Source organism: Enterobacter sp. A103 (genome assembly GCF_034427535.1).
Classification (GTDB): Bacteria; Pseudomonadota; Gammaproteobacteria; order Enterobacterales; family Enterobacteriaceae; genus Enterobacter; species Enterobacter asburiae_B.
On the sequence record NZ_JAXQPQ010000004.1, the window covers coordinates 122,854 to 146,539 of the forward strand.

Here is a 23,686-nt window from a genome sequence, read left to right on the forward strand (position 1 = left end):
ATTACATCTTTTCGTATGGCTTAAAGCGCTGCTGCAGGCCGCGCAGCTGATCGATACGCGCGTCGTAACGGGCCTGCTGGAGGCTGCCGAGCTTGACCTGCGCGCTGGCGCTGCTGAGCGTGGAAATCGCCTGATCGAGGCGGCCCACCAGGGCAAAACCTTCGGCACGCGCCGCCAGCTCCTGATCGCGGTTGCCGAGCTGGGCTTCCGCCTGAGCGAGCAGATCCCAGCCGTTTTGATCGTCTTTATTGTTAAAGGTATAGCGGTTCAGAATGGTCGCCGCTTCGCCAGGCTGACCGCCCTGTAAGTAAGCGTTCGCCAGGTTAAGCTGCAGCACCGGGTTGGTACGGACGTCTTTCGCCCCCTTCAGACGGTTAATCGCATCGGCCGTTTTCTTCTGGCCCAGATCGATATCCGTCGACAGATCGAGGTACCACGGGTTGTTCGGGTCTGCAGCCAGAAGCGGTTGCAGCGCTTTGCGCGCCTCGTCGTATTTGCTGGCTTCCATCGCCTGGAGCGCCTGACCATACTGTGCGGCGTTTTTCTCACGCACGTTGCCTTTCGCCAGGGTATCCAGCAGGTCGCTGGTGAGCTGGTTACGCCCGGAATTGTACATCCCCAGGGTTCTCACCTTCGCCATGTAGAAATCCTGCGAAGACTGGACCACCACCGGACGCATCTGGTTAGCACGGTTACGCGCGTCCGACAGGCGGCTTTCGGGTAATGGGTGCGTCAGCAGGATTTCCGGCGGACGGGAAGAGTAACGCGCCTGATCGAGCAGTTTTTCGAGGAAGCTCGGCATGGCCTGCGGGTCAAAGCCCGAACGCTGCAGCACCTGAATCCCGATGCGGTCCGCTTCCTGTTCGTTTTGCTGGGTAAAGCTGATCATCCCCTGGCGCGTTCCCGCCAGCGTACCGGTCAGGGCTGCCATCCCGGCCTGCGGGCTGGCCATCGCCAGCAGAATGGAGCCCAGCGCGCCCACCCAGGTGAGGGGGGCGTTACGTTTCTGGTCTTCCATGGCGCGCGCCAGGTGACGCTGGGTGACGTGCGAAATTTCGTGCGCCATTACCGAGGCCAGCTGGCTTTCGTTGTCGGAATAACGGAATAACGCCGAATGCAGCACCACGTTTCCGCCAAAGAAGGCGAAGGCGTTGATTTCGTCATTATTAATTAAATAGAAATGGAAGGGGGTTTTTACCGAGTCGGCGTGCGAAACCAGACGCATCCCCAGCCCGTTAATGTACTGTACCAGCAAAGGATCGTTGATCAGCGGGGCGCTGCCGCGCAGCTGGCGAACATAGTAATCCCCCATTTGCATCTCTTGCCCAATAGAGAGCGTGCTTCCTGCTGTGGTGCCCATGTCCGGCAATGAATCGGACGAGTCAGCAAAAGCGGGCAACACCTGACCGACCGTCACCGCGGCAATCAGTGTTGCAACCAGTGTTTTTCTCAACTGCCTGAACATAACCACTGTCCTGTATGTTGGATGTGCTAATTTGACCGATGAAGCGGCATAACGTTCATCTCTGCTGCTCTGCGAGTGTAGCCGTGTTACAGCATGAAGAAAATCCCATTCATCAGGCTTTTGCGGATTGCGATCGGGATACAAAAAGCGAAAGTCTTTTTTGTGACAGTTAGATACAATTCACCGTCTCACTCCCGCCATTCGATTCAGGGAAGGGTTGTATGCTCGAAATGTTAATGCAGTGGTACCGGCGTCGGTTCAGCGACCCGGAAGCCATTGCTTTGTTGGTTATTCTGGTTGCCGGGTTCGGTATTCTGTTCTTCTTCAGCGGCCTGCTCGCGCCACTGCTGGTGGCGATTGTGCTGGCGTATCTGCTGGAGTGGCCGACGGCGCGCCTGGAACACATCGGCTGTTCCCGCCGCTGGGCGACCAGCATCGTGCTGGTGCTGTTTGTCGGCATCCTGCTGCTAATGGCCTTTGTGGTGATGCCGGTCGCCTGGCAGCAGGGAATTAACCTGATCCGCGACATGCCCGGCATGTTGAACAAGCTGTCTGATTTTGCCGCCACGCTGCCGCGCCGTTACCCGGCCCTGATGGATGCCGGAATTATCGACGCGATGGCCGAAAATATGCGCGCCCGCATCATGACGATGGGCGATTCGGTGGTGAAGTACTCTCTGGCCTCGCTGGTCGGGCTGCTGACGCTGGCGGTTTACCTTGTGCTCGTGCCGCTGATGGTTTTCTTCCTGGTGAAAGATAAAGATCAGATGCTCAACGCCGTGCGCCGTATTCTGCCGCGCAACCGCGGGCTGGCAGGGCAGGTCTGGGAAGAGATGAACCAGCAGATCACCAACTACATTCGCGGCAAGGTGCTGGAGATGATTGTCGTGGGGGTGGCCACCTGGATTGGCTTCCTGATTTTCGGCCTGAACTACTCGCTGCTGCTGGCGGTGCTGGTGGGGCTGTCGGTCCTGATTCCGTATATCGGCGCGTTTGTGGTGACCATTCCGGTTGTTGGGGTCGCGCTGTTCCAGTTTGGGCTGGGGACAGAGTTCTGGAGCTGCTTTGCGGTGTACCTGATTATTCAGGGCCTGGACGGTAACCTGCTGGTACCGGTGCTGTTCTCCGAAGCGGTGAACCTGCATCCGCTGGTGATTATCTTATCCGTGGTGATTTTCGGCGGGCTGTGGGGATTCTGGGGCGTGTTCTTTGCGATTCCGCTGGCGACGCTGATTAAGGCCGTGGTCCACGCGTGGCCGGATGTGCCGGCGGTGGAAGAGAAGTAGTTTTTGTGCGGCCTGATGCCCTCACTCCGACCCTCTCCCACGGGGAGAGGGGGAAAACATTAAAAACGGCAACCTGGGTTGCCGTTTTGCTGTTTATCAGGCGCTTGCTTTCAGCCAGTTCAACACCACGTCGTGGTGGTTGCTGGTTTTGAAGTCGTCAAACACATGTTCAACTTTACCGTCAGCGTCAATCAGGAAGCTGATGCGGTGAATGCCGTCGTAGGTTTTACCCATAAACGTCTTCTCGCCCCAGACGCCGAACTGCTCGCACACCTGATGATCTTCATCAGAAAGCAGCGTGAAGTTCAGCAGCTCTTTTTCAGCAAATCGTGACAGCTTTTCTGGTTTATCCGTGCTGATACCCAGCACTTCCACACCGACTTTTTTCAACTCGTCCATGTTGTCGCGTAAGCCGCAGGCCTGTACGGTGCAGCCGGGGGTCATGGCTTTCGGGTAGAAATAGACCAGAACACGCTGTCCCTGGAAGTCGGTCAAATTTACTTGCTCGCCGTCTTGATCCGGTAAGCTAAATTTCGGTGCGATGTCACCGGCTTTCAGTGGGTTCATTACTCAACTCCATCCTGTTCGTGCTGCGAATAATTGACGACGCTTATACTGCCCTGCGCGTTTAATTCTGTACAGAGGGCTTTGAACGCTTGCTCGATATTTGACGCATCCTGTGAGGCAGGGCTGTGCGCGGTGATTTGAATAAACAGCACCGGAAGACCCTGGTCACCGCTTGTCTGCGTACGGGAAACCAGTTCGGCAATATTCATCTGATGATTGTCAAAAAGCGCGGTGAAACGCTCAATCAGATGCGGTGAATCAGGCACTTCAACCTGCACCCAGACGGTAGAAGGCAGTGCCGGACGCGGACGCGCGGTGGTGCGCTTCATGACAATCAGCAAATCCAGTTCGGCCCCCTTCAGCGGCAGGGTCGATTCAATCAACGTAATGGCGTTCCATGTCCCGGAAAGCAACATAATAAATGTGAACTCTTCGCCAAGCATCGCCAGACGGCTGTCTTCGATATTACAGCCGCAGCTGCTTACGTGACGGGTGATGGTGTTCACGATACCCGGCCTGTCGGCACCCAGCGCAGTGATAACCAGGTAATGTTGTGATGAGGTTGTCAAACCTGTTCTTCCTTTGCATGGTTAAGTCTTCCTAAGGAAAGCATAAAAAAAACATGCATACAACCGCCTGCGAGCCTCAGGTCGCTTGCTTTTATTACAGTTCCAAACGTAACATTGAGGCTCTTGTTCGCACAGAGGATGGCTCATGTTCACGGGAAGTATTGTCGCGCTTGTTACACCGATGGATGAAAAAGGTAATGTCTGCCGGTCAAGCATGAAGAAGCTCATTGATTACCATGTCGCCAACGGAACCTCGGCGATCGTTTCGGTAGGGACTACCGGTGAATCCGCAACGCTGAGCCACGACGAGCACGGCGATGTGGTGATGCTAACCCTGGAACTGGCGGACGGACGTATTCCGGTCATCGCGGGGACAGGGGCTAATGCAACCGCAGAAGCTATCAGCCTGACCAAACGTTTTAACGACAGCGGCATCGTGGGCTGTCTGACGGTGACCCCTTATTACAACCGTCCTACTCAGGAAGGTTTGTTCCAGCACTTCAAAGCCATCGCTGAACATACTGACTTGCCACAAATTCTGTATAATGTGCCGTCCCGTACCGGTTGCGATATGCTGCCGGAAACCGTTGGTCGTCTCTCGGAAGTAAAAAATATTATCGGTATTAAAGAGGCGACAGGGAACTTAAGCCGCGTTCATCAGATCAAAGAGCTGGTTTCAGACGACTTTATCCTGTTGAGTGGTGATGATGCGACCGCGCTGGACTTTATGCAGCTCGGTGGTCATGGCGTGATCTCCGTAACGTCAAACGTTGCGGCGCGCGATATGGCTGAAATGTGCAAACTGGCCGCAGCCGGTCACTTTGATGAAGCGCGCGTCATTAATCAGCGTCTGATGCCGCTGCACAATAAATTATTTGTCGAACCCAATCCGATCCCAGTGAAATGGGCATGTAAGGAGTTGGGGCTTGTAGCAACCGATACGCTGCGTCTGCCAATGACACCGATTACCGACCACGGTCGTGACATCGTCAGGGCGGCGCTGAAGCATGCCGGTTTGCTGTAGAGTTTAGGGAGATTTGATGGCTTATTCAGTACAGAAGTCGCGCCTGGCGAAGGTTGCGAGTGTTTCGCTTGTTATGCTGCTCGCTGCCTGTAGTTCAGATTCGCGCTACAAGCGCCAGGTGAGCGGTGATGAATCCTATCTGGATGCGACCCCGCTTGCTGAACTTCACGCACCGGCTGGTATGATCCTGCCGATTCAGAACGGCGATTATAATATTCCCGTGACCAACGGCAGCGGCCTGGTCGGTAAAGCGCTTGATATTCGTCCGCCAGCACAGCCTCTGGCGCTGGTCAGCGGGGCGCGTACCCAGTTCACCGGTGATACGGCGTCTCTGATGGTTGAGAGCGCGCGCGGTAGCACGCTGTGGCCGCAGGTTGTCAGCGTCATTCAGTCGAAGAACTACACCATCGATAAACGCGATGACGCCAGCCAGACGTTAACCACCGACTGGATCGAATGGAACCGCCTGGATGAAGACCAGCAGTACCGCGGTCGTTATCAAGTCTCCGTTAAACCACAGGGTTACCAGCAGGCGGTTAACGTTAAGTTGTTGAACCTGGAGCAGGCGGGTAAACCGGTTGCGGATGCCGCGTCCCTGCAGCGTTACAGCACCGAAATGCTGAACGTGATTGCCGCAGGTCTGGATAAGACCGCTACCGATGCCGCCAACGCCGCGCAGAGCCGCAACGGCGCGACCTTCGATGTGCAAAGCGGTGCGGATGATACCGGCCTGCCAATGCTGGTGGTGCGTGCACCGTTTAACCAGACCTGGCAGCGTCTGCCAGCGACGCTTGAAAAAGTGGGCATGAAAGTGACCGACAGCACGCGTTCAACCGGCAGCATGACGGCAACGTATAAGCCGCTCTCCGACAGCGCATGGCAGGAACTGGGCGCGAAAGATCCTCAGCTTGCCTCCGGTGACTACAAGATTCAGGTAGGCGACCTTGATAACCGCAGCAGTCTGCAGTTTATCGATCCAAAAGGTCATACGCTGACCCAGTCGCAGAACGATGCGCTGGTCGCTGTCTTCCAGGCAGCATTCAGCAAATAAATACGAGGGCTGGTGAATCCAGCCCTTTTTATTTTAGTGCTACGCAAACGTGTGCGTGGCATAATATCCCCAGTTTTGAACACAAATCATCACACCAGGAGTAATGAAGATGCAGAAGCAAGCTGAGTTGTATCGTGGCAAAGCGAAGACCGTATACAGCACGGAAAACCCGGATCTGTTGGTGCTCGAGTTCCGCAATGATACGTCAGCAGGGGATGGCGCACGCATTGAGCAGTTCGATCGTAAAGGCATGGTGAACAACAAGTTCAACCACTTCATTATGACCAAACTGGCCGAAGCGGGCATCCCGACCCAGATGGAAGCGTTGCTGTCCGATACGGAATGTCTGGTGAAAAAACTGGATATGGTTCCGGTTGAGTGCGTTATTCGTAACCGTGCGGCGGGCTCCCTGGTGAAGCGTCTGGGCATTGAAGAAGGTATCGAACTGAATCCACCGCTGTTCGACCTGTTCCTGAAAAACGATGCGATGCACGACCCGATGGTCAACGAATCCTACTGCGAAACCTTCGGCTGGGTGAGCAAAGAGAACCTGGCGCGTATGCAGGAGCTGACCTACAAAGCCAACGACGTGCTGAAAAAACTGTTTGATGACGCGGGCCTGATCCTCGTCGACTTCAAGCTGGAGTTTGGTCTGTTCAAAGGCGAAGTGGTGCTGGGCGATGAGTTCTCACCGGACGGTAGCCGCCTGTGGGATAAAGAAACCCTGGATAAAATGGACAAAGACCGTTTCCGTCAGAGCCTGGGTGGCCTGATTGAAGCGTACGAAGCGGTTGCTCACCGTTTAGGCGTTAAGCTCGACTAACTCCCTCACTTGCCAAAGGATGTTCCCATCCTTTGGCGTCTTACCCTTGTTTCCTATGGTAATCTTGCCGTTAACCGCCTACGATCATAGCTATTATAAATGGAATAGTTCGAGGTGGTTATGCGCTGGCAAGGGCGTCGTGAAAGTGACAATGTAGAAGACAGACGCAGTGATGGCGGCGGCGGTCCGTCAATGGGAGGGCCCGGCTTCCGGTTACCCAGCGGCAAGGGCGGTATCATCCTGCTGATTGTCGTGCTGGTTGCGGGGTATTACGGCGTTGACCTCACCGGGTTGATGACCGGTCAGCCGCTGCAGCAGCAGGAGCATTCTCAGCGCTCCATCAGCCCGAATGAAGATGAAGCGGCCAAATTTACCTCCGTTATTCTCGCCACAACAGAAGACACCTGGGGTCAGCTGTTTGAGAAGATGGGGCGTACCTACCAGCAGCCGAAGCTGGTGATGTACCGGGGGGCAACCCGCACCGGATGCGGTACCGGGCAATCTGTGATGGGGCCGTTCTACTGCCCGGCAGACGGCACCGTCTATATCGATCTCTCTTTTTACGATGACATGAAACGCAAGCTTGGCGCTGACGGTGATTTTGCCCAGGGCTACGTGATTGCGCATGAAGTCGGCCATCACGTGCAAAAACTGCTGGGAATTGAGCCCAAAGTGCGCCAGCTCCAGCAAAATGCGTCTCAGGCTGACGTGAACCGCCTTTCCGTTAAAATGGAGCTGCAGGCGGACTGCTTCGCGGGCGTCTGGGGCCACAGCATGCAGCAGCAGGGCGTGCTGGAATCCGGCGATCTTGAGGAGGCGTTAAATGCCGCTCAGGCTATTGGTGATGACCGCCTTCAGCAGCAGAGCCAGGGGCGCGTCGTGCCGGACAGCTTCACTCACGGTACTTCACAGCAGCGCTATAGCTGGTTCAAACGCGGCTTCGACAGCGGCGATCCGGCGCAGTGTAATACCTTCGGCAAAGCGATGTAATGCTGGAGTTTGAACAGCTGATAAGCGAGCTTGAGCGCACCGGCCATCGTCGGCTGGTGGTGCTCAGCGGTGAGGCGCAGTGGACGTTAACCCAGGCGCTGACCCTGCGTGACGCCTTGCCCGGAGACTGGGTAAGGCTTGACGAACACCCTTCAAAAGCCATCGGCGGCGTGCTGGGACGCGAGTTCCGGCACGCTGTTTTTGACGCCAGCGCCGGGTTTGATGTCGCCACGTTTGCCGCCCTGAGCGGAACGCTGAGTGCCGGAAGCCTTCTGGTGCTGCGGGTTCCGCCGCTCGACGCGTGGCCCGGGTTGCCTGACAGCGATTCACTGCGCTGGAGTGACAGCGCCGAAGCGATAGCCACGCCGCATTTTGTCCACCATTTCTGCCGGACGATTGCCGCCGATCCCGACGTGATTGTCTGGCTTCAGGGCTGCGGGTTATCCCTTCCGCCTTTACCCGACGTGCCAGACTGGCAGCCTGCCAGCGGCGCCCCGCAGCGCGAGCAGGCTGAGATCCTGGATGTGCTGCAGGGGATGTCGGGTGGCATCGTGGCCGTCACCGCCGCGCGCGGGCGCGGAAAATCAGCCCTGGCGGGCATGTTGCTGAACCGCATTGCGGGCAGCGCCGTGGTTACCGCGCCGTCGAAGGGGGCGACGGATATCATCGCCCGCTTTGCCGGAGAGCGTTTTCATTTTATGGCCCCGGACGCGCTGCTTGCCTCTTCACGCCAGGCTGACTGGCTCATTGTCGATGAAGCCGCTGCGATCCCCGGACCTCTGCTTGAAAAGCTAGTTGCCCGTTTCCCTCGCGTGCTGTTGACCACCACGGTGCAGGGATATGAGGGGACGGGCCGGGGATTCTTGCTTAAATTCTGCGGTCGGTTTGCCGGGCTGCAGCGCTACAGCTTATCTACACCGGTACGCTGGGCGGCGGGCTGCCCGCTTGAGCGGGTTGTTGCCAGCGCGCTGCTGTTTGACGATACGCTGATTGACCGACGCCCGGAAGGGGAGGTGCGTTTAACGTCTCTGACGTCGACGGCATGGGAAAGCCGCCCGGCGCTTGCAGCGAGCATATACGAGCTTCTCTGCGCGGCGCATTATCGTACCTCGCCGCTCGATTTACGCCGCATGATGGACGCGCCCGGGCAGCAGTTTGCCGTTGCCGAAACGGACCCGGATATCGCCGGGGCGCTCTGGCTGGTGGAGGAGGGCGGGCTCTCCCCCGAGCTTAGCCGCGCCGTGTGGGCAGGATACCGGCGTCCGCGCGGTAACCTGGTGGCGCAGTCTCTTGCGGCGCACGGCGGCTCTCCGCTGGCGGCGACGCTCAGAGGACGACGGGTGACCCGCATTGCCGTACATCCTCACCGTCAGCGGGAAGGGATTGGCCAGGCGCTTGTTCGCGGCGCCGGCGGCGAAGATTATCTGTCGGTGAGCTTTGGCTATACCGATGGGCTGTGGCATTTCTGGCAGCAATGTGGGTTTGTGCTGGTGCGGATGGGCAGCCATCGTGAAGCCAGCAGCGGCTGCTACACCGCGATGGCCTTGCTGCCCCAGAGCGAGGCCGGGCGTCAGCTGTGTGAACAGGCGCAGCGTCGTCTGAAGCGCGATGCGTGGGTGCTATCGGCCTGGAACGGTGAAAAGATCCCCGTGGAAGACGGCTGGGAAGCTACCCTTAATAATGACGACTGGCTGGAGCTGGCGGGGTTTGCTTTTGCTCATCGGGCGTTTTCAACCTCGGTTGCCGCACTGACGCGGCTGTTGTTAACCGTGGATATGCCGCTTCCGGCCCTGCGCGGGAAAATGGACGGAAAAACGGAAGGCGTCGGGCGAAAAGCGTTGCTGGCAACGTTGCGAAATGAAACCGCGCAAGCGATTGAAAGTCTTGATTATCTCCGTAGCCAGCAGTTGAAAGAAGACATTTTGCAATGGCAATTTTTTCAATGACTTCTTCAGTAAAGTGGCATGGTCATTCACGTCGGGAGGCGTAGAATCCAGGTCATCTATTAAGGAGACCACCATGAAACACGACCATTTTGTTGTTCAAAGCCCTGACAAACCGGCTAAACAGTTATTGCTTCTGTTTCATGGCGTTGGCGATAATGCCGTCAATATGGGTCAGATTGGCAGCTGGTTTGCGCCCGTTTTTCCGGAGGCATTGATTGTCAGCATCGGTGGCGTAGAGCCATGTGGTCCGAACGGACGCCAGTGGTTCTCTGTTCAGGGCGTGACGGAAGAGAATCGTCAGGCTCGCATCGACGCCATCATGCCCACCTTTATCGATATCGTCCGCTACTGGCAGCAGCAGAGCGGCGTGGGAGCCGACGCGACCGCGCTGATTGGCTTCTCGCAGGGGTCAATCATGTCGCTGGAAAGCGTTAAAGCGCAGCCGGGTCTGGCGTCACGCGTCATTGCGTTTAACGGCCGTTTTGCGACGTTACCGACAAGCGCGACCATGCAGACCACGATCCACCTGATCCACGGTGGCGAAGACCGGGTGATTGAGCTCTCGCATGCGGTTGCCGCCCAGGAAGCGCTGATTCGCGAAGGTGGAGACGTGACGCTGGATATCGTGGACGAGCTGGGCCACGCGATTGACGACCGTAGCATGCAGTTCGCGCTCGATCGGTTGCGCTATACCGTACCAAAGCACTACTTTGATGAAGCGCTCAGCGGCGGTAAGCCGGATAACGATGATATTATAGAGTTTATGTGAGGTTTCCCCCTCTCCCGGGGAGAGGGGAAACTTAACGATTACTTCTTCTGGTCCTTCTTCGGCCAGTCGTCGTCATCGTCCCACTTGTCGTTAAAATCACGGTGCGGGGGAAGATCCGGTTTGTTGGCGAGAAATTTTTTATGGTCAACGCGCTTAAGATCTTTAATCACGTTCAGCAGTACGCCGACCAGAAAAACCAACACCAGAATCCACCAGTACTTTGAAAGCCAATCCATTCGCTATTCCTCTCAGAGCGTTCGTCAGGCGACGAGTTGCTCCATAATACGTTGATACATACGGGCCAGCAGTTGCAAATCTGCCGCATTGACACACTCATTGATTTTATGAATGGTTGCGTTCACTGGACCCAGTTCGACAACCTGGGCACCCATACGGGCGATAAAGCGTCCGTCTGAGGTGCCACCCGTTGTCAGCAGCTGTGGCTTAATTTCATTATAGTGCTCGATGGCGTTCACCACCGCATCCACCAGTTTGCCGCGCTGCGTCAGGAACGGCTGGCCGGAAAGCCACCACTCCACGGTGTAGCGCAGGTGATATTTTTCCAGCAGGGCGACGACGCGCGCCTTGATCATCTCATCGGTCAGTTCGGTGCTGAAGCGGAAGTTAAACTGGACGAAGTAATCACCCGGGATCACGTTGTTGCTGCCGGTCCCGGCCTTGACGTTCGCGATCTGCATGCTGGTTGGCGGGAAGAATTCGTTGCCTTTATCCCACTCGATGCCCACCAGCTCGCTCAGCATCGGCGCAGCGCGATGGACCGGGTTATCGGCCAGATGCGGGTAAGCCACGTGCCCCTGAACGCCGTGAATGGTCAGGTTACAGGTCAGCGAGCCGCGGCGCCCATTTTTGACAACATCACCCACCACTTCGGTACTGGACGGCTCACCGACCAGGCAGTAGTCGAGACGCTCGTTACGCGCCATCAGCGCTTCAACAACCTTCACGGTGCCGTTATGGGCGCTGGCTTCTTCGTCGGAGGTGATTAAAAACGCCAGACGGTTTTTGTGGTTTGGATGCTGAGCCACAAAGCGCTCTGCCGCCACGACCATCGCCGCCAGGGAGCCTTTCATGTCTGCCGCGCCGCGACCAAACAGCATGCCGTCGCGGATGGTCGGTTCAAACGGCGGGTTGATCCAGCGATCCGCGTCACCGGCGGGAACGACGTCAGTATGCCCGGCAAAGGCCAGCGTTTCGCCCTGTCCGCGCCACGCCCAGAAGTTCTGGGTATCGCCAAAATCCATGCGTTCAACGGTAAAACCGATGGCACGCAGGCGCTCAATCATAAGTGCCTGACAACCTGCGTCGTCCGGGCTAAGGGAAGGACGGCGAATAAGCTGCTGAGTCAGCTCAATGACCGGGCATGACATAAACTACACCTCAACGAAAAAAGTCGGAATAAAGGGTTTCACTGAAACCCAGCAGCATAGGCTGCCCTGGCGCGCAGAGCAATGGGCGTTTGATAATTGCCGGCATGTCGAGCATCAGTTTTGCCGCGCTGTCGGCGTTGTTGATGCTGGCGCGCAGAGATTCGTCCAGCTTACGCCAGGTGGTGCCGCGGGTGTTCAGCAGGGCTTCCCACCCCAGCTCGCCGATCGCGCTATGCAGAAATTCTGCATCAAGCCCATCGGCTCGGTAATCGTGGAAACGGTACTCCACGCCGTTTGCTTCCAGCCAGCGGCGGGCTTTTTTGATGGTGTCGCAATTTTTAATGCCGTACATCACAACCATGGTGAATCCTTTTGACCTAATGATGATTAAATGTTCAGTAAATTCGAAGATATATCCTTAAGTGGAATATAACACATTCAGGAATCGTCTGGATTTACGCTTCTTCTTAATTCAACTCACATCTGTACGCTGAATATTCTTTCACCCTTTAAGCATAGATGTCCATAAAGTTTAAATTTCGAATAAACTCAGCGGGTAAAATAAAACTCACCCGTTCGGAGGGTTATTTCAAAATATTGCCAGCCGTCACAAAAAATTGAGGCCTCTCCGTTCATATTTATCATAAATCCCCGCAGGACGTGGGGTACAATCACAGCAATTGGTTAAATAGTCTTCACAATGATGGTCCGTTTTTGTAGAATGCGCATAATAATAAGAGAGGTTGTTATGATTGAACGTGAACTGGGGAACTGGAAAGATTTTATCGAAGGCATGCTTCGTAAATGACATTCAGTAAGAATTGCAAGAGCACTAAAATAAGTAAAATAACCATAGTGTGAATTAATCACACAATAAAAAGGCGGCCGATAAAGCCGCCTTTTTTTATTTCAATCACTTACTCAGCGCGTTCCTTTAGCGGGAAGCGACGACGGACCAGCACAAAGAACAACGGCACGAAGTAAATGGCCAGGATGGTTGCCGAAATCATGCCGCCCATCACTCCCGTCCCGACGGCATGCTGGCTGCTGGAGCCTGCGCCCGTACTGGTTGCCATCGGCAGTACGCCAAAGACAAACGCCAGCGACGTCATCAGGATCGGGCGTAAGCGCTGACGGCAGGCGTGCAGCGTGGCGGCCATCAGCTCGTGGCCTTTGGCATTCATCTCGTTGGCAAATTCAACGATCAGAATGGCGTTTTTCGCCGATAGCCCAATCACGGTGAGCAGACCCACCTGGAAGTAAACATCGTTCTCGAGGCCGCGCATCCAGGTCGCCAGCAGCGCACCGATAACCCCAAGGGGCACGACCAGCATGACCGAGAACGGTACCGACCAGCTTTCATACAGTGCGGCTAGGCAGAGGAAGACCACCAGCAGAGAGAGCGCGTAAAGTGCGGGAGCCTGTGCCCCGGAGAGACGCTCCTGGTAGGACATGGCCGTCCACTCCAGACCAAAACCGGCGGGCAGCTGCTGGACCAGTTTTTCCATGGTATCCATAGCGGTACCGGTACTGACGCCCGGCGCAGCTTCCCCGACGATTTCAACCGCAGAGTAGCCGTTATAGCGCTCCAGACGCGGCGAACCGCTCTCCCAGCGCGAGGTGGCAAACGCGGAGAACGGCACCATGCCGCCAGCGTTATTCCGGACAAACCAGCGGTTTATATCATCCGGCAGCATGCGGAACGGCGCGGCGGACTGGACATACACTTTTTTCACGCGGCCGCGATCCATAAAGTCATTCACATAGCTTGAGCCCCACGCCGTCTGCAGGGTGTCGTTGATATCGTTGATCGACACGCCTAGCGCCTGCGCCTTACGCTGATCGATATCCACCTGGAGCTGCGGGCTGTCGTCAAGACCGTTATGGCGAACGCGGGTCAGGCCAGGATCGTTGCCCGCCAGCGCTAACAGCTTATCGCGTGCCGCCATCAGCGCCGTGTGGCCCGCGCCGGCGTGATCCTGCAGCTCCATATCAAACCCGGCGGAACTGCCCAGACCGCTTATCGCCGGCGGGCTGCTGGCGAAGACGCGCGCCTCTTTAATATGCGCAAAGGCTTTGGTTGCGCGTTCAATAATGGCAAATGACGTTCCGGTTTTGGTATCGCGCTCGTCCCAGTCCTTCAGGCGGACGAACATGCGGGCGACGTTCTGCCCGTTTCCGCCCGGGCCAGAGCCCACGGTGGAGAAGACCGACACAACGTTATCTTTCTCTTTGGTGAAGAAGTACTGCTCCACTTTCTGGACCACTTTCAGCGTCTGCTGCTGCGTTGCGCCGCTCGGGAGCTGCACCGAGGTGGTGAACATGCCCCGGTCTTCCATCGGCAGGAACGAGGTGGGGAGATGCATAAACAGCCAGACCATGCCGCCCAGCAGCATAACGTAAATCATCATCCAGCGCAGGCTGCGATGGAGCACGCCACCGACGGCAGATTCATACCGCGCGGCATTGCGGTTGAACATCCGGTTAAACCAGCCGAAGAACCCTTTTTGCCCGTGCTGCTCCCCTTTGTGCAGCGGTTTTAGAATGGTGGCGCACAGCGCGGGGGTGAGGATCAGCGCCACCAGCACGGAGAGCACCATCGCCGAGACGATGGTTATTGAGAACTGACGGTAAATCGCCCCGGTTGTGCCGCCAAAGAAGGCCATCGGGATAAAGACGGCCGACAGCACCATCGCAATACCGACTAACGCCCCCTGAATTTGCCCCATGGATTTTCGCGTCGCCTGGCGCGGGGAGAGTCCTTCTTCGCTCATGATGCGCTCGACGTTTTCAACCACCACGATGGCATCATCCACCAGAAGGCCAATCGCCAGCACCATCGCAAACATCGTCAGGGTATTAATGCTGTACCCGAAGGCGTAAAGCACCGCAAAGGTCCCCAGCAGCACCACGGGAACGGCAATGGTAGGGATCAGCGTCGCGCGGAAGTTTTGCAGGAACAGGTACATCACCAGGAACACCAGTGCGATGGCTTCCAGCAGGGTCTTCACCACGTCCTCGATCGACGCTTTAACGAAGGAGGTGGTTTCGTAGGCGACTTTGTACTCCAGCCCGTGCGGGAAATACTGTGAAAGCTCGTCCAGACGGTCCAGCACCAGTTTCGCCGTGGCCATTTCGTTTGCGCCCGAGGCAAGCTTTATCCCCAGACCGGAGGCCTGATTGCCGTTAAAGCGGCTCAGGTAGTCATATTTTTCCGCCCCCATTTCCACCGTGGCGACATCGCCCAGACGCACTTCCGACCCATCCTGATTCACGCGCAGGGTGATGTTGCGGAACTGGTCCGGCGTCTGCAGCAGGGATTGCGAATTGATGGTGGCGTTCAGGGCCTGCTTATCGACGGACGGCGTTCCCCCCAGCTGCCCCACCGCAATCTGGGCGTTCTGGGCCTTGATGGCATTCGTCACGTCGGTTGCCGTCATCTGGACGCTGTTCAGCTTGTTGGGGTCGAGCCAGATGCGCATAGAGTATTGTGAGCCATAGGCGTCGATATCCCCGACGCCGTTGATACGGCTGATGGGATCCTGAATATTACTGGCGACGTAGTCCGCAATGTCCTGTTTATCCATCGAGCCATCTGTCGAGACAAACGCGATGGTCAAAATGTTGGTGTCACCGGTTTTACGCACGGTCACGCCCTGATTCTGCACCGCCTGGGGCAGCTTGCGCATGGCCGACTGCAGCTGGTTTTGCACCTGCTGCACCGCTTCGTCCGGGTCCGTGCCCGCCTTAAAGCTCAGGGTCACCGTCGCCTGGCCCGTGGCGCTACTTTGTGAGGACATGTACATCAGGTTATCCAGACCCGTCATGTTCTGCTCGATAACCTGTGTCACGGTGTTTTCCAGCGTTTGTGCGGAAGCGCCGGGGTAGTTTGCCGTTACGCGCACGTTAGGCGGTGCCAGATCGGGGTATTGCTCAACAGGAAGTGAAGTAATCGCCAGGACACCTGTCAGACACAACAGGATGGCAAGCACCCAGGCAAAAATGGGGCGATCGATGAAAAAATTCGCCATGAAAGAGTGACCTCGTTTTGCTGCACGTCATTATTGTTTATTGCCCGCATAACTTTAGCGGTAAGGCCCAGGCCAAACGTGGAGAAATAAAGGAGATAATGTAAATTATCATGCGCTTTTTCCCGCGCGTCCTCCTTTACCGTTATTTACCCGTTAACGGCGCGGGCGCCGGGAACGTCACGCTGACCAGCGTGCCGCCGTTTTGCGGCTGCGAGAAGTGCAGCATTCCGCCGAGCCGTTGCGCGCGTTCGCGCATAATGTTCAGGCCGTAGTGTCCCGGCGGCTCGCTGGCTTCGCCAATCCCGATGCCGTTATCGCGAATGCTGACGCTGTGCGTACCGTCCACGGCGGTCACGCAGCTGACGGTGATCTCGCTGGCCTGCGCGTGCTTAATGGCGTTCAGCACGGCCTCACGCACGATCTGCAGCAAATGCACCTGCTTTTGCGCGTCCAGCGCCAGCGAGGAGAGGCGGCAGTCGAGATGCAGCTTCGCCTGCGTCTGGCTCTGCAGGACGTCGAGGGACTCCTGCAGCGCCGCGGGTAAGTTCGCGTGGTTCAGCGTCAGGCGGAAGGTGGTAAGCAGCTCGCGCAGCTGCTGCCAGGCATTGTTCAGCTCGCGGGAGAAGTCGGTGATGATGGTCTGCGCCGGGGTATTTTCCTCGGGCACGGCGCGTTTGAGCAGCGCAAGCTGAATGCGCAGATACGACAGCACCTGCGCCAGCGAATCGTGCAGCTCGCGTGCAATGGTGGCGCGCTCTTCCATCAGCAGCAGCTGCTGGTAATGTTTTTGCGCCTGGTTAAAGTACAGCCCGCGCCCGAGCATGGTCGCCACGCTTCTCATCAGCGGAAGGGGGACGCTGTCCGTCTCGCTTTGCCAGCGCAGCTCGCCGTAAAGGGTGTCCTGCATCAGTACCGGCAGGTGCTGCAGAGGAATGCCATGTGACTCCGTCCCTTCAGACAGCCGCCAGTCGTCGCTGGTGCGCAGTTCGAGATAATTCATCTGCGTATAGTCATGGACAATCTGCAGGATATGCCGGAAGCAGTGGCTGTCTATCTGACCGGTATTCAGCGCCTGAGAGCACTTGAACAGCATGTCGAGCTGCTGGTGGGCTTCACGCAGATGCCGAGTCTTTTCCGCGACCGAGGCTTCGAGCGAACGGTAGAGCGTAGCCAGCTCGGCGGACATGTGGTTGAAGGCGCGGGAGAGTTGGCCCAGCTCGTTCGGCAGGGCGGTATCGGGCGCCGGGGTTGCAAATTCCCCTCGCTCAACCCGTTCGCTGGCCGCCACCAGATTGTTAAGCGGCAACACCACCTGGCGACGGATGCGTCGCAGCGTAAACAGCGTCAGCAGCAGGATCCCGAGAGCGCCCGCCAGCGAGAGCAGGGTCACCGTCTGGATTTTATGTTCGGTGTAGTGCTGAAGGGCGAGCACAAAGGCATCAATACGGCCGACAAAATCCTCAATGTGGGTTTGATACCACGCGCTGTCGCCGCGGGCGATGCGCGCATCCATCTCCAGCCAGGCCACGTGCAGCTGCTGGTAGCGCGCTTTAACATTGTCCGGGACGTACCAGCGGTTCAGCTTCTGCAGGGCAGGCGCGCTCAGCGTCCGTTGCCAGCTGTCGCGATGCGCGGCAAGGGCATGGCTGTTGCGCTGCATCTCGTAGCCCAGACGATAGCTCTGCATGCGCAGCGAACCCGCGATATTAATGGCTTCGGCGTCACGCTGGCTGCTGGCTAGCGTCAGCAGCGCGACGGTACTGGTCAGCACCGATAAGGCAATTATCGAAAAGAAAGCCCAGGCAAGGCTTCCGGAAACGGGTCGTTTAACGGTCACAGAACGGCTCTCTGAATAAAATTGATCTGCTACAGGTTCACTGTAAATAATTCGGCATTCCGGGCATTTGAACATTGCCCGATCGCGCCGTGATGCGTAAATACCTTATTCATACAAAGAATAAGGTTATTGAACCAAAAACAGGTGTGGTTATGAATCGTTTTATTATGGCTAACAGCCAGCAGTGCATCGGGTGTCGTGCCTGCGAAGTGGCCTGCGTGATGGCGCACAACGATGAGCAGCACGTCCTGAGCGAGCGCCATTTTCATCCCCGCATTACGGTCCTGAGGTCCGGCGAGAAGAGTAGCCCCGTCACCTGCCATCACTGTGAAAATGCGCCCTGCGCGCAAAGCTGTCCGAACGGCGCCATCAGCAAATGCGATGACAACGTACAGGTGAATCAACAAAAATGCATCGGCTGTAAGGCCTGCGTGGTGGCCTGCCCGTTTGGCACGATGGAGATTATCGTCACCCCGCTCGACAGCGGCGGCGTGAAGGCCTCGGCGAATAAATGCGATCTCTGTCTGACGCGGCCACGCGGCCCGGCCTGTATCGAAAATTGCCCGGCAGATGTCCTCTCACTGGCGACGCCTGCTGTCCTTGATACTCTGGCGAAATCGCGCCGCCAGCGCACGGCCTGCCTGGAGGCGCAGCCCTGGCACGCGGAAGCCGTCAGAGAAGACGCTTCGCGCACCAAACTGCATCAGATGCAAACAACCCCGCCACGCGGCGAGCCCGACAAGCTGGCTGCCGCAGAACGCGTGAGCCATTTTAACGAAATTTACCTGCCGTTCCGGGACGAGCAGGCCGCCCGCGAGGCGTCGCGCTGCCTGAAATGCGGAGAGCACAGCATTTGCGAATGGACCTGCCCGCTGCATAACCACATCCCGCAGTGGATCGAGCGCCTCAACGCGGGGGATATCGCCGGCGCGGTCGAGCTTTCACATCAGACCAACTGTTTACCTGAAATTACCGGCCGCGTCTGTCCGCAGGACCGATTATGCGAGGGTGCCTGCACAATACGTGAAGAGGCGGGATCCGTGACCATCGGTAACATTGAGCGCTATATCTCCGATCGGGCGCTGGCGATGGGCTGGCGGCCGGATATGTCCGCCGTCACGCCGACAGGTAAACGTGTCGCGATCGTCGGCGCGGGGCCCGCCGGGCTGGCGTGCGCCGACGTGCTGGCGCGCAGCGGCGCGAGTGTGACGGTCTATGACCGGCATCCGGAAATTGGCGGATTGCTGACCTTTGGCATCCCGGCATTCAAGCTGGACAAATCGCTGCTCGCGCGGCGCAGAGAGATATTTACCGCGATGGGGATCCGCTTCGAGCTGAACTGCGAGGTGGGCCAGGACGTGTCGATGTCGCAGTTAAAGCACGAGTACGACGCCCTGTTTATTGGCGTGGGAACCTACCGCTCGATGAAGGCGGGTATCCCGCATGAAGACGCGCCTGGGGTCTATGACGCGCTGCCTTTCCTTGTAGGTAACACGCGCCATGTTATGGGGCTGGAGTCGACGGCCAGCGAACCGTTTATCGATACCCAGGGCTTAAACGTGGTGGTGCTTGGCGGGGGCGATACCGCGATGGACTGCGTCCGCACCGCGTTACGCCACGGCGCGGCAAAGGTGACCTGCGCCTATCGTCGGGATGAGGCCAATATGCCTGGCTCGAAGAAAGAGGTGAAGAACGCCCGAGAAGAGGGCGCGGCGTTTGAATTTAACGTCCAGCCGGTTGAGCTGACGCTGGATCCTGACGGAAAGGTCAACGGTATCCGGATGCTGCGTACCGAGCTCGGTGAACCGGACGCGCAGGGACGGCGTCGGCCCGTTCCGGTAGCGGGCAGCGAGTTCGTGATGGCCGCTGATGCGGTCATCATGGCGTTTGGTTTTAACCCGCACGCGATGCCGTGGCTGCAGGCGCAGGGTGTCGAAACGGATGACCGGGGGCGGATCGTTGCTTCGGTTGAGAGCCGCTACCGTTATCAGACGACTAACCCACAGATCTTCGCCGGAGGCGATGCGGTCCGCGGTGCGGATCTTGTGGTGACCGCAATGGCGGAAGGACGTCATGCGGCGCAGGGGATACTCGACTGGCTTGGAGTTAACGCCCCAAAACATCATTAAACCGGCGGGCGACAAAGCGGGATTCACGGCGTAGTATAGGACGACTCATTGTGTTGTGGAGCCCGTATGACCCTGAAAATTGACGTTATCAAAGACAAAATTCTCTCTGAAAACTACTTTGTCCTGCGTAACATCACCTATGACCTTACGCGTAACAACGGTGAGGTGATCCGCCACAAACGCGAGGTCTACGACCGCGGCAATGGGGCAACCATTCTGCTCTATAACCGTGAAAAGCAGAGCGTGGTGCTGATCCGTCAGTTCAGGGTGGCGACATGGGTTAATGGCAACCCTGACGGACGTCTGATTGAAACCTGCGCGGGCCTGCTCGATGATGATGAGCCGGAAGTTTGTATCCGCAAAGAGGCCGTGGAAGAGACCGGCTTCGAAGTGGGCGAGGTCAAAAAGGTCTTCGAACTGTTTATGTCGCCGGGCGGCGTAACGGAAATTGTGCATTTCTTCATTGCGGAATACAGCGACGCGCAGCGCACTCACCGCGGCGGTGGCGTGGAGGATGAAGATATCGAAGTGCTGGAGCTTCCCTTTACCCGGGCGCTGGAGATGATGCGTTCAGGCGAAATCAGGGATGGTAAAGCGGTGATATTACTGCAGTATTTACAGACAACCGGGCTGATGAACACCACTTTCGAACGGATATAGCCTGTTTTTCGGGTATATCTGATAAATCCGATTGAGCAACCCCGGCGGGAACACGAAGATACTGCCCAGTTAAGCGTTTTCGTTCCGGGATTGTGTCATTCATGCGCTACAGCGTCTTTTTGTTTTACCTGTTTTGTGTGCTCCTCGCGCCGCAGGTGCGGGCTGCACCTGCCCAGCAAGCCTTCTCCGACTGGCAGGTAACCTGCAATAACCAGAATTTTTGCCTCGCACGCAACACGGGTGAACACCGTGGTCTGGTCATGACGCTCACCCGTAGCGCCGGGGCGAAAACGGACGCCACGCTGCGTATCGATCTCGGCGGCCTTGATACGCCCTCGGTAAAAGAGCCAGAGATTGCCCCCCGGCTGCTGCTGGATAACGTTCCCCTGAAGCTGGACAAACAGCGCTGGCAGCTCACGCCCTGGCATCTTAAAACGGACGATGCGGCCACCATCACCGCCTTTCTGAAAAACATCCAGGAAGGGAAGGCCCTGACCCTGCGCGACGGTAAGCAGGTTATTTCACTGACCGGGCTTAAGGCCGCGCTGCTGTTCATTGATGCGCAGCAAAAGCGCGTCGGCAGTGAAACCGCGTGGATCAAGAAAGGTGACGATCCGCCGTTAAGCGTTCCGCCTGCTCCTGCCCTTAAAAAGGTGGCGGTCGTCAACCCGACCCCGACGCCGCTCTCCCACGCCGAACTGAACGACCTGCTGGACTATGGTACCGGGCGGATGAACACCAGCCAGTGCTCGCTGGATCCTAACCGCCGGGAAGTACGCGTCACCGCGTTAACCGATGACAAAGCGCTGCTGATCGTCAGCTGCGAGGCGGGGGCCTATAACACGGTCGATCTGGCGTGGCTGGTATCGCGTAAAAAACCGTTCACCGCGCGCAGCGTCAGGCTGCGTCTGCCGTTTACGCCGTCAGGCGACGGGAGCGAAATGGAGTTGATGAACGCCAGCTTCGATGAAAAGACGCGCGAGCTGACAACGCTCGCGCTGGGGCGCGGTTTGGGCGATTGCGGGATCCAGACGCGCTGGCGTTTTGACGGCCAGCGCTTCCGCCTGGTGCGCTACGCCGAGGAGCCCAGCTGCGACAACTGGAACGGGCCAGATGCCTGGCCCACGCTGTGGATCACGCGGTAAAACACTACAGTACGCTCAGCGCCTTCTCCACCACGTTCTCAACGGTAAAGCCGAAGTACGGGAACAGCTTATCGGCAGGGGCGGACTCGCCGTAGCCCCGCATGCCGACAATCGCCCCTTTGAGCCCGACATATTTGTACCAGTAGTCGGCAATACCGGCTTCCACCGCTACGCGAGCCGCGACGCTGGACGGCAGGACCGATTCCCGGTACGCCTCGTCCTGGGCGTCAAAAATATCCGTTGAGGGCAGGGACACCACGCGCACCGCGTGTCCTTCGGCAGTCAGTTTCTCCGCCGCTTTCACCGTGATTTCCACCTCGGACCCGGTCGCAATCAGGATCACGTCCGGCTTGCCGCCGCTGTCCTTCAGGATGTAGCCGCCGCGGGCGATGTTTTTCACCTGCTCCGGGGTTCGCTCAATCTGCGCCAGGTTCTGGCGTGACAGGATCAGTGCCGTTGGGCCATTGTGGCGTTCTACCGCCAGCTTCCAGCCCACCGCCGCTTCGACCTGATCGCACGGACGCCAGGTGCTGAAGTTGGGCGTCAGGCGCAGGCTCGCCAGCTGTTCAACCGCCTGGTGCGTAGGCCCGTCTTCCCCCAGCCCGATGGAGTCGTGGGTGTAGACCATAATCTGCCGCGCCTTCATTAAGGCCGCCATGCGCGCCGCGTTACGGGCGTACTCGACGAACATCAGGAAGGTGGCGGTGTACGGCACAAACCCGCCGTGATGGGCGATGCCGTTGGCAATCGCGGTCATCCCAAACTCGCGCACGCCGTAGTGGATGTAGTTCCCGGCAATGTCCTCTTTCAGCGATTTCGAGCCCGACCAGATGGTCAGGTTGCTGGGCGCCAGATCCGCCGAGCCGCCGAGCAGTTCGGGCAGAAGAGGGCCGATTGCGTTCAGGGTATTTTGCGACGCCTTGCGGGTGGCGATTTTCGCCGGGTTGGACTGCAGGTTTTCAATCAGCGCCTGGGTTCTATCGTCCCAGTCCTCCGGCAGGCCACCGCTCATGCGGCGGGAAAACTCGGCGGCGAGATCCGGGTGCGCTTTTTTGTAGGCGGCAAACTTCTCGTTCCAGGACTGCTGGGCCTTTTCACCCGCCTCACGGGCATCCCAGGCTCTGTAGATCTCTTTCGGGATCTCAAACGGTGGATGTTTCCACCCCAGCTTTTGCCGGGTCAGCGCGACTTCCTCCTCGCCCAGCGCCGCGCCGTGCGCCTCCTCTTTGCCCGCCTTATTCGGCGAGCCGAAGCCGATGACCGTGCGGCAGATAATCAGGGACGGTTTATCCTTCACGCTCTGCGCTTCCTGAATCGCTTTTTTCACCGCCTCAGGATCGTGACCGTCGATCTCGTGCACCACGTGCCAGTGGTAGGCTTCAAAGCGTTTTGCCGTGTCGTCGGTAAACCAGCCTTCGGTCTCCCCGTCGATGGAGATGCCGTTGTGATCGTAGAAGCCAATCAGCTTGCCGAGCCCCAGCGTGCCCGCCAGGGAGCAGACCTCATGGGAGATCCCCTCCATCAGACAGCCGTCGCCCATAAACACGTAGGTGTAGTGGTCGACAATCTCGTGGTCCGGCTGGTTAAACTGTGCCGCCAGCGTGCGTTCAGCAATCGCCAGCCCGACCGCATTGGCCAGCCCCTGACCGAGTGGTCCGGTCGTCGTTTCCACCCCCGGGGTATAGCCAATTTCCGGGTGCCCCGGCGTTTTGGAGTGCAGCTGGCGGAAGTTTTTCAACTCCTCAAGCGGCAGATCGTAGCCGGAAAGGTGCAGCAGGCTGTAGAGCAGCATTGAGGCGTGACCGTTGGAGAGAATAAAGCGGTCGCGATCGTACCAGGTCGGGTCATTGGGGTTGTGCTTCAGAAAGTCGTTCCACAGCACTTCGGCAATATCAGCCATGCCCATCGGCGCGCCGGGGTGGCCGGAATTGGCTTTTTGCACGGCATCCATGCTGAGGGCGCGAATGGCATTGGCTAGCTCTTTACGGGACATAGTTCACTCCGTG

The 23,686-nt window shown here is 57.7% G+C and carries 20 protein-coding genes; 11 read left to right on the forward strand and 9 right to left on the reverse strand.

Annotation, left to right across the window (positions count from 1 at the left end; all coding sequences use genetic code 11):
• Position 1: 1 nt before the first annotated feature.
• A complete protein-coding gene (gene bepA, locus SPH27_RS13195) occupies positions 2 to 1,465 on the reverse strand; it encodes a beta-barrel assembly-enhancing protease (protein ID WP_033146173.1) in 1,464 nt (487 codons plus the stop codon).
• A gap of 221 nt (positions 1,466 to 1,686) precedes the next feature.
• Between bepA and SPH27_RS13200 the strand changes: the two genes are divergently transcribed.
• Positions 1,687 to 2,751, forward strand: a complete 1,065-nt coding sequence (locus tag SPH27_RS13200) for an AI-2E family transporter (protein WP_033146172.1) — start codon at positions 1,687 to 1,689, stop codon at positions 2,749 to 2,751.
• A gap of 96 nt (positions 2,752 to 2,847) precedes the next feature.
• On the opposite strand, the gene bcp is transcribed toward SPH27_RS13200, so the two are convergent.
• Together bcp and SPH27_RS13210 are read right to left on the reverse strand one after the other, a co-directional pair.
• Positions 2,848 to 3,318, reverse strand: coding sequence for a thioredoxin-dependent thiol peroxidase (gene bcp, locus SPH27_RS13205; RefSeq protein WP_032659360.1), 471 nt, complete (start codon positions 3,316 to 3,318; stop codon positions 2,848 to 2,850).
• Positions 3,318 to 3,887 carry a glycine cleavage system transcriptional repressor gene (locus SPH27_RS13210; protein WP_182071351.1) on the reverse strand — a complete coding sequence of 190 codons (570 nt, stop codon included), beginning with the start codon at positions 3,885 to 3,887 and terminating at the stop codon, positions 3,318 to 3,320. The genes bcp and SPH27_RS13210 overlap by 1 nt, the downstream gene beginning before the upstream one ends.
• 145 nt (positions 3,888 to 4,032) lie before the next feature.
• Here SPH27_RS13210 and dapA point away from each other — a divergent pair, with 145 nt between their 5' ends.
• From dapA to ypfH, 6 genes are all read left to right on the forward strand, one after another.
• Entirely contained in the window at positions 4,033 to 4,911 is an 879-nt protein-coding gene (dapA, locus tag SPH27_RS13215) for a 4-hydroxy-tetrahydrodipicolinate synthase (RefSeq protein WP_033146170.1), read from the forward strand.
• 16 nt (positions 4,912 to 4,927) lie between these two features.
• Positions 4,928 to 5,962, forward strand: a complete 1,035-nt coding sequence (gene bamC / locus SPH27_RS13220) for an outer membrane protein assembly factor BamC (protein ID WP_033146169.1) — start codon at positions 4,928 to 4,930, stop codon at positions 5,960 to 5,962.
• Between the two features lie 109 nt (positions 5,963 to 6,071).
• The gene (gene purC / locus SPH27_RS13225) at positions 6,072 to 6,785 is read left to right on the forward strand and encodes a phosphoribosylaminoimidazolesuccinocarboxamide synthase (RefSeq protein ID WP_023332985.1); all 714 of its coding nucleotides are present in this window, start codon (positions 6,072 to 6,074) and stop codon (positions 6,783 to 6,785) included.
• 120 nt (positions 6,786 to 6,905) lie between these two features.
• Positions 6,906 to 7,775: a neutral zinc metallopeptidase gene (locus SPH27_RS13230; RefSeq protein ID WP_033146168.1), complete on the forward strand. Its 870-nt coding sequence runs from the start codon at positions 6,906 to 6,908 to the stop codon at positions 7,773 to 7,775.
• Positions 7,775 to 9,721, forward strand: coding sequence for a tRNA(Met) cytidine acetyltransferase TmcA (locus SPH27_RS13235; RefSeq protein ID WP_182071350.1), 1,947 nt, complete (start codon positions 7,775 to 7,777; stop codon positions 9,719 to 9,721). Before SPH27_RS13230 ends, SPH27_RS13235 begins: the two co-directional genes overlap by 1 nt.
• A gap of 73 nt (positions 9,722 to 9,794) precedes the next feature.
• Positions 9,795 to 10,490, forward strand: a complete 696-nt coding sequence (gene ypfH / locus SPH27_RS13240; RefSeq protein WP_182071349.1) for an esterase — start codon at positions 9,795 to 9,797, stop codon at positions 10,488 to 10,490.
• A gap of 38 nt (positions 10,491 to 10,528) precedes the next feature.
• Here ypfH and SPH27_RS13245 read toward each other — a convergent pair whose 3' ends face one another.
• From SPH27_RS13245 to SPH27_RS13255, 3 genes are read right to left on the reverse strand one after another with little or no spacing between them, the layout of a single operon-like run.
• Positions 10,529 to 10,726: a YpfN family protein gene (locus SPH27_RS13245; RefSeq protein ID WP_014171111.1), complete on the reverse strand. Its 198-nt coding sequence runs from the start codon at positions 10,724 to 10,726 to the stop codon at positions 10,529 to 10,531.
• Between the two features lie 24 nt (positions 10,727 to 10,750).
• The gene (gene dapE / locus SPH27_RS13250; RefSeq protein WP_047060712.1) at positions 10,751 to 11,878 is read right to left on the reverse strand and encodes a succinyl-diaminopimelate desuccinylase; all 1,128 of its coding nucleotides are present in this window, start codon (positions 11,876 to 11,878) and stop codon (positions 10,751 to 10,753) included.
• A 10-nt stretch (positions 11,879 to 11,888) separates the two neighbouring features.
• Positions 11,889 to 12,239 carry an ArsC family reductase gene (locus tag SPH27_RS13255; RefSeq protein WP_033146164.1) on the reverse strand — a complete coding sequence of 117 codons (351 nt, stop codon included), beginning with the start codon at positions 12,237 to 12,239 and terminating at the stop codon, positions 11,889 to 11,891.
• Between the two features lie 387 nt (positions 12,240 to 12,626).
• Here SPH27_RS13255 and ypfM point away from each other — a divergent pair, with 387 nt between their 5' ends.
• Entirely contained in the window at positions 12,627 to 12,686 is a 60-nt protein-coding gene (gene ypfM, locus SPH27_RS13260; RefSeq protein ID WP_015572204.1) for a protein YpfM, read from the forward strand.
• A gap of 109 nt (positions 12,687 to 12,795) precedes the next feature.
• Here the strand turns inward: ypfM and acrD are convergent, their stop codons facing one another.
• Positions 12,796 to 15,909, reverse strand: a complete 3,114-nt coding sequence (acrD, locus tag SPH27_RS13265; RefSeq protein ID WP_058841583.1) for a multidrug efflux RND transporter permease AcrD — start codon at positions 15,907 to 15,909, stop codon at positions 12,796 to 12,798.
• A gap of 142 nt (positions 15,910 to 16,051) precedes the next feature.
• A complete protein-coding gene (gene narQ, locus SPH27_RS13270; protein WP_182071348.1) occupies positions 16,052 to 17,746 on the reverse strand; it encodes a nitrate/nitrite two-component system sensor histidine kinase NarQ in 1,695 nt (564 codons plus the stop codon).
• Positions 17,747 to 17,898: 152 nt separating this feature from the next.
• Between narQ and aegA the strand changes: the two genes are divergently transcribed.
• The 3 genes from aegA to SPH27_RS13285 all read left to right on the forward strand — a co-directional run bounded on the left by aegA (position 17,899) and on the right by SPH27_RS13285 (position 21,680).
• Positions 17,899 to 19,875, forward strand: a complete 1,977-nt coding sequence (gene aegA / locus SPH27_RS13275) for a formate-dependent uric acid utilization protein AegA (RefSeq protein ID WP_182071347.1) — start codon at positions 17,899 to 17,901, stop codon at positions 19,873 to 19,875.
• Positions 19,876 to 19,941: 66 nt separating this feature from the next.
• On the forward strand, positions 19,942 to 20,535 hold the full coding sequence (nudK, locus tag SPH27_RS13280) for a GDP-mannose pyrophosphatase NudK (RefSeq protein ID WP_182071346.1): 594 nt from the start codon (positions 19,942 to 19,944) through the stop codon (positions 20,533 to 20,535).
• A gap of 101 nt (positions 20,536 to 20,636) precedes the next feature.
• A complete protein-coding gene (locus SPH27_RS13285; RefSeq protein ID WP_096150412.1) occupies positions 20,637 to 21,680 on the forward strand; it encodes a DUF1176 domain-containing protein in 1,044 nt (347 codons plus the stop codon).
• 4 nt (positions 21,681 to 21,684) lie between these two features.
• Here the strand turns inward: SPH27_RS13285 and tkt are convergent, their stop codons facing one another.
• Positions 21,685 to 23,673: a transketolase gene (gene tkt / locus SPH27_RS13290; protein WP_048978873.1), complete on the reverse strand. Its 1,989-nt coding sequence runs from the start codon at positions 23,671 to 23,673 to the stop codon at positions 21,685 to 21,687.
• Positions 23,674 to 23,686 lie beyond the last annotated feature (13 nt).

What these genes read in the sequence shown, in the direction of transcription:
- bcp (WP_032659360.1), bottom strand. Translation starts at nt 3,318, where the DNA reads ATGAACCCACTGAAAGCCGGTGACATCGCACCGAAATTTAGCTTACCG.
- bamC (WP_033146169.1), top strand. Translation starts at nt 4,928, where the DNA reads ATGGCTTATTCAGTACAGAAGTCGCGCCTGGCGAAGGTTGCGAGTGTT.
- SPH27_RS13255 (WP_033146164.1), bottom strand. Translation starts at nt 12,239, where the DNA reads ATGGTTGTGATGTACGGCATTAAAAATTGCGACACCATCAAAAAAGCC.
- ypfH (WP_182071349.1), top strand. Translation starts at nt 9,795, where the DNA reads ATGAAACACGACCATTTTGTTGTTCAAAGCCCTGACAAACCGGCTAAA.
- dapE (WP_047060712.1), bottom strand. Translation starts at nt 11,878, where the DNA reads ATGTCATGCCCGGTCATTGAGCTGACTCAGCAGCTTATTCGCCGTCCT.
- bepA (WP_033146173.1), bottom strand. Translation starts at nt 1,465, where the DNA reads ATGTTCAGGCAGTTGAGAAAAACACTGGTTGCAACACTGATTGCCGCG.
- purC (WP_023332985.1), top strand. Translation starts at nt 6,072, where the DNA reads ATGCAGAAGCAAGCTGAGTTGTATCGTGGCAAAGCGAAGACCGTATAC.
- SPH27_RS13200 (WP_033146172.1), top strand. Translation starts at nt 1,687, where the DNA reads ATGCTCGAAATGTTAATGCAGTGGTACCGGCGTCGGTTCAGCGACCCG.
- dapA (WP_033146170.1), top strand. Translation starts at nt 4,033, where the DNA reads ATGTTCACGGGAAGTATTGTCGCGCTTGTTACACCGATGGATGAAAAA.
- acrD (WP_058841583.1), bottom strand. Translation starts at nt 15,909, where the DNA reads ATGGCGAATTTTTTCATCGATCGCCCCATTTTTGCCTGGGTGCTTGCC.
- aegA (WP_182071347.1), top strand. Translation starts at nt 17,899, where the DNA reads ATGAATCGTTTTATTATGGCTAACAGCCAGCAGTGCATCGGGTGTCGT.
- tkt (WP_048978873.1), bottom strand. Translation starts at nt 23,673, where the DNA reads ATGTCCCGTAAAGAGCTAGCCAATGCCATTCGCGCCCTCAGCATGGAT.
- nudK (WP_182071346.1), top strand. Translation starts at nt 19,942, where the DNA reads ATGACCCTGAAAATTGACGTTATCAAAGACAAAATTCTCTCTGAAAAC.
- SPH27_RS13245 (WP_014171111.1), bottom strand. Translation starts at nt 10,726, where the DNA reads ATGGATTGGCTTTCAAAGTACTGGTGGATTCTGGTGTTGGTTTTTCTG.
- SPH27_RS13230 (WP_033146168.1), top strand. Translation starts at nt 6,906, where the DNA reads ATGCGCTGGCAAGGGCGTCGTGAAAGTGACAATGTAGAAGACAGACGC.
- SPH27_RS13285 (WP_096150412.1), top strand. Translation starts at nt 20,637, where the DNA reads ATGCGCTACAGCGTCTTTTTGTTTTACCTGTTTTGTGTGCTCCTCGCG.
- SPH27_RS13235 (WP_182071350.1), top strand. Translation starts at nt 7,775, where the DNA reads ATGCTGGAGTTTGAACAGCTGATAAGCGAGCTTGAGCGCACCGGCCAT.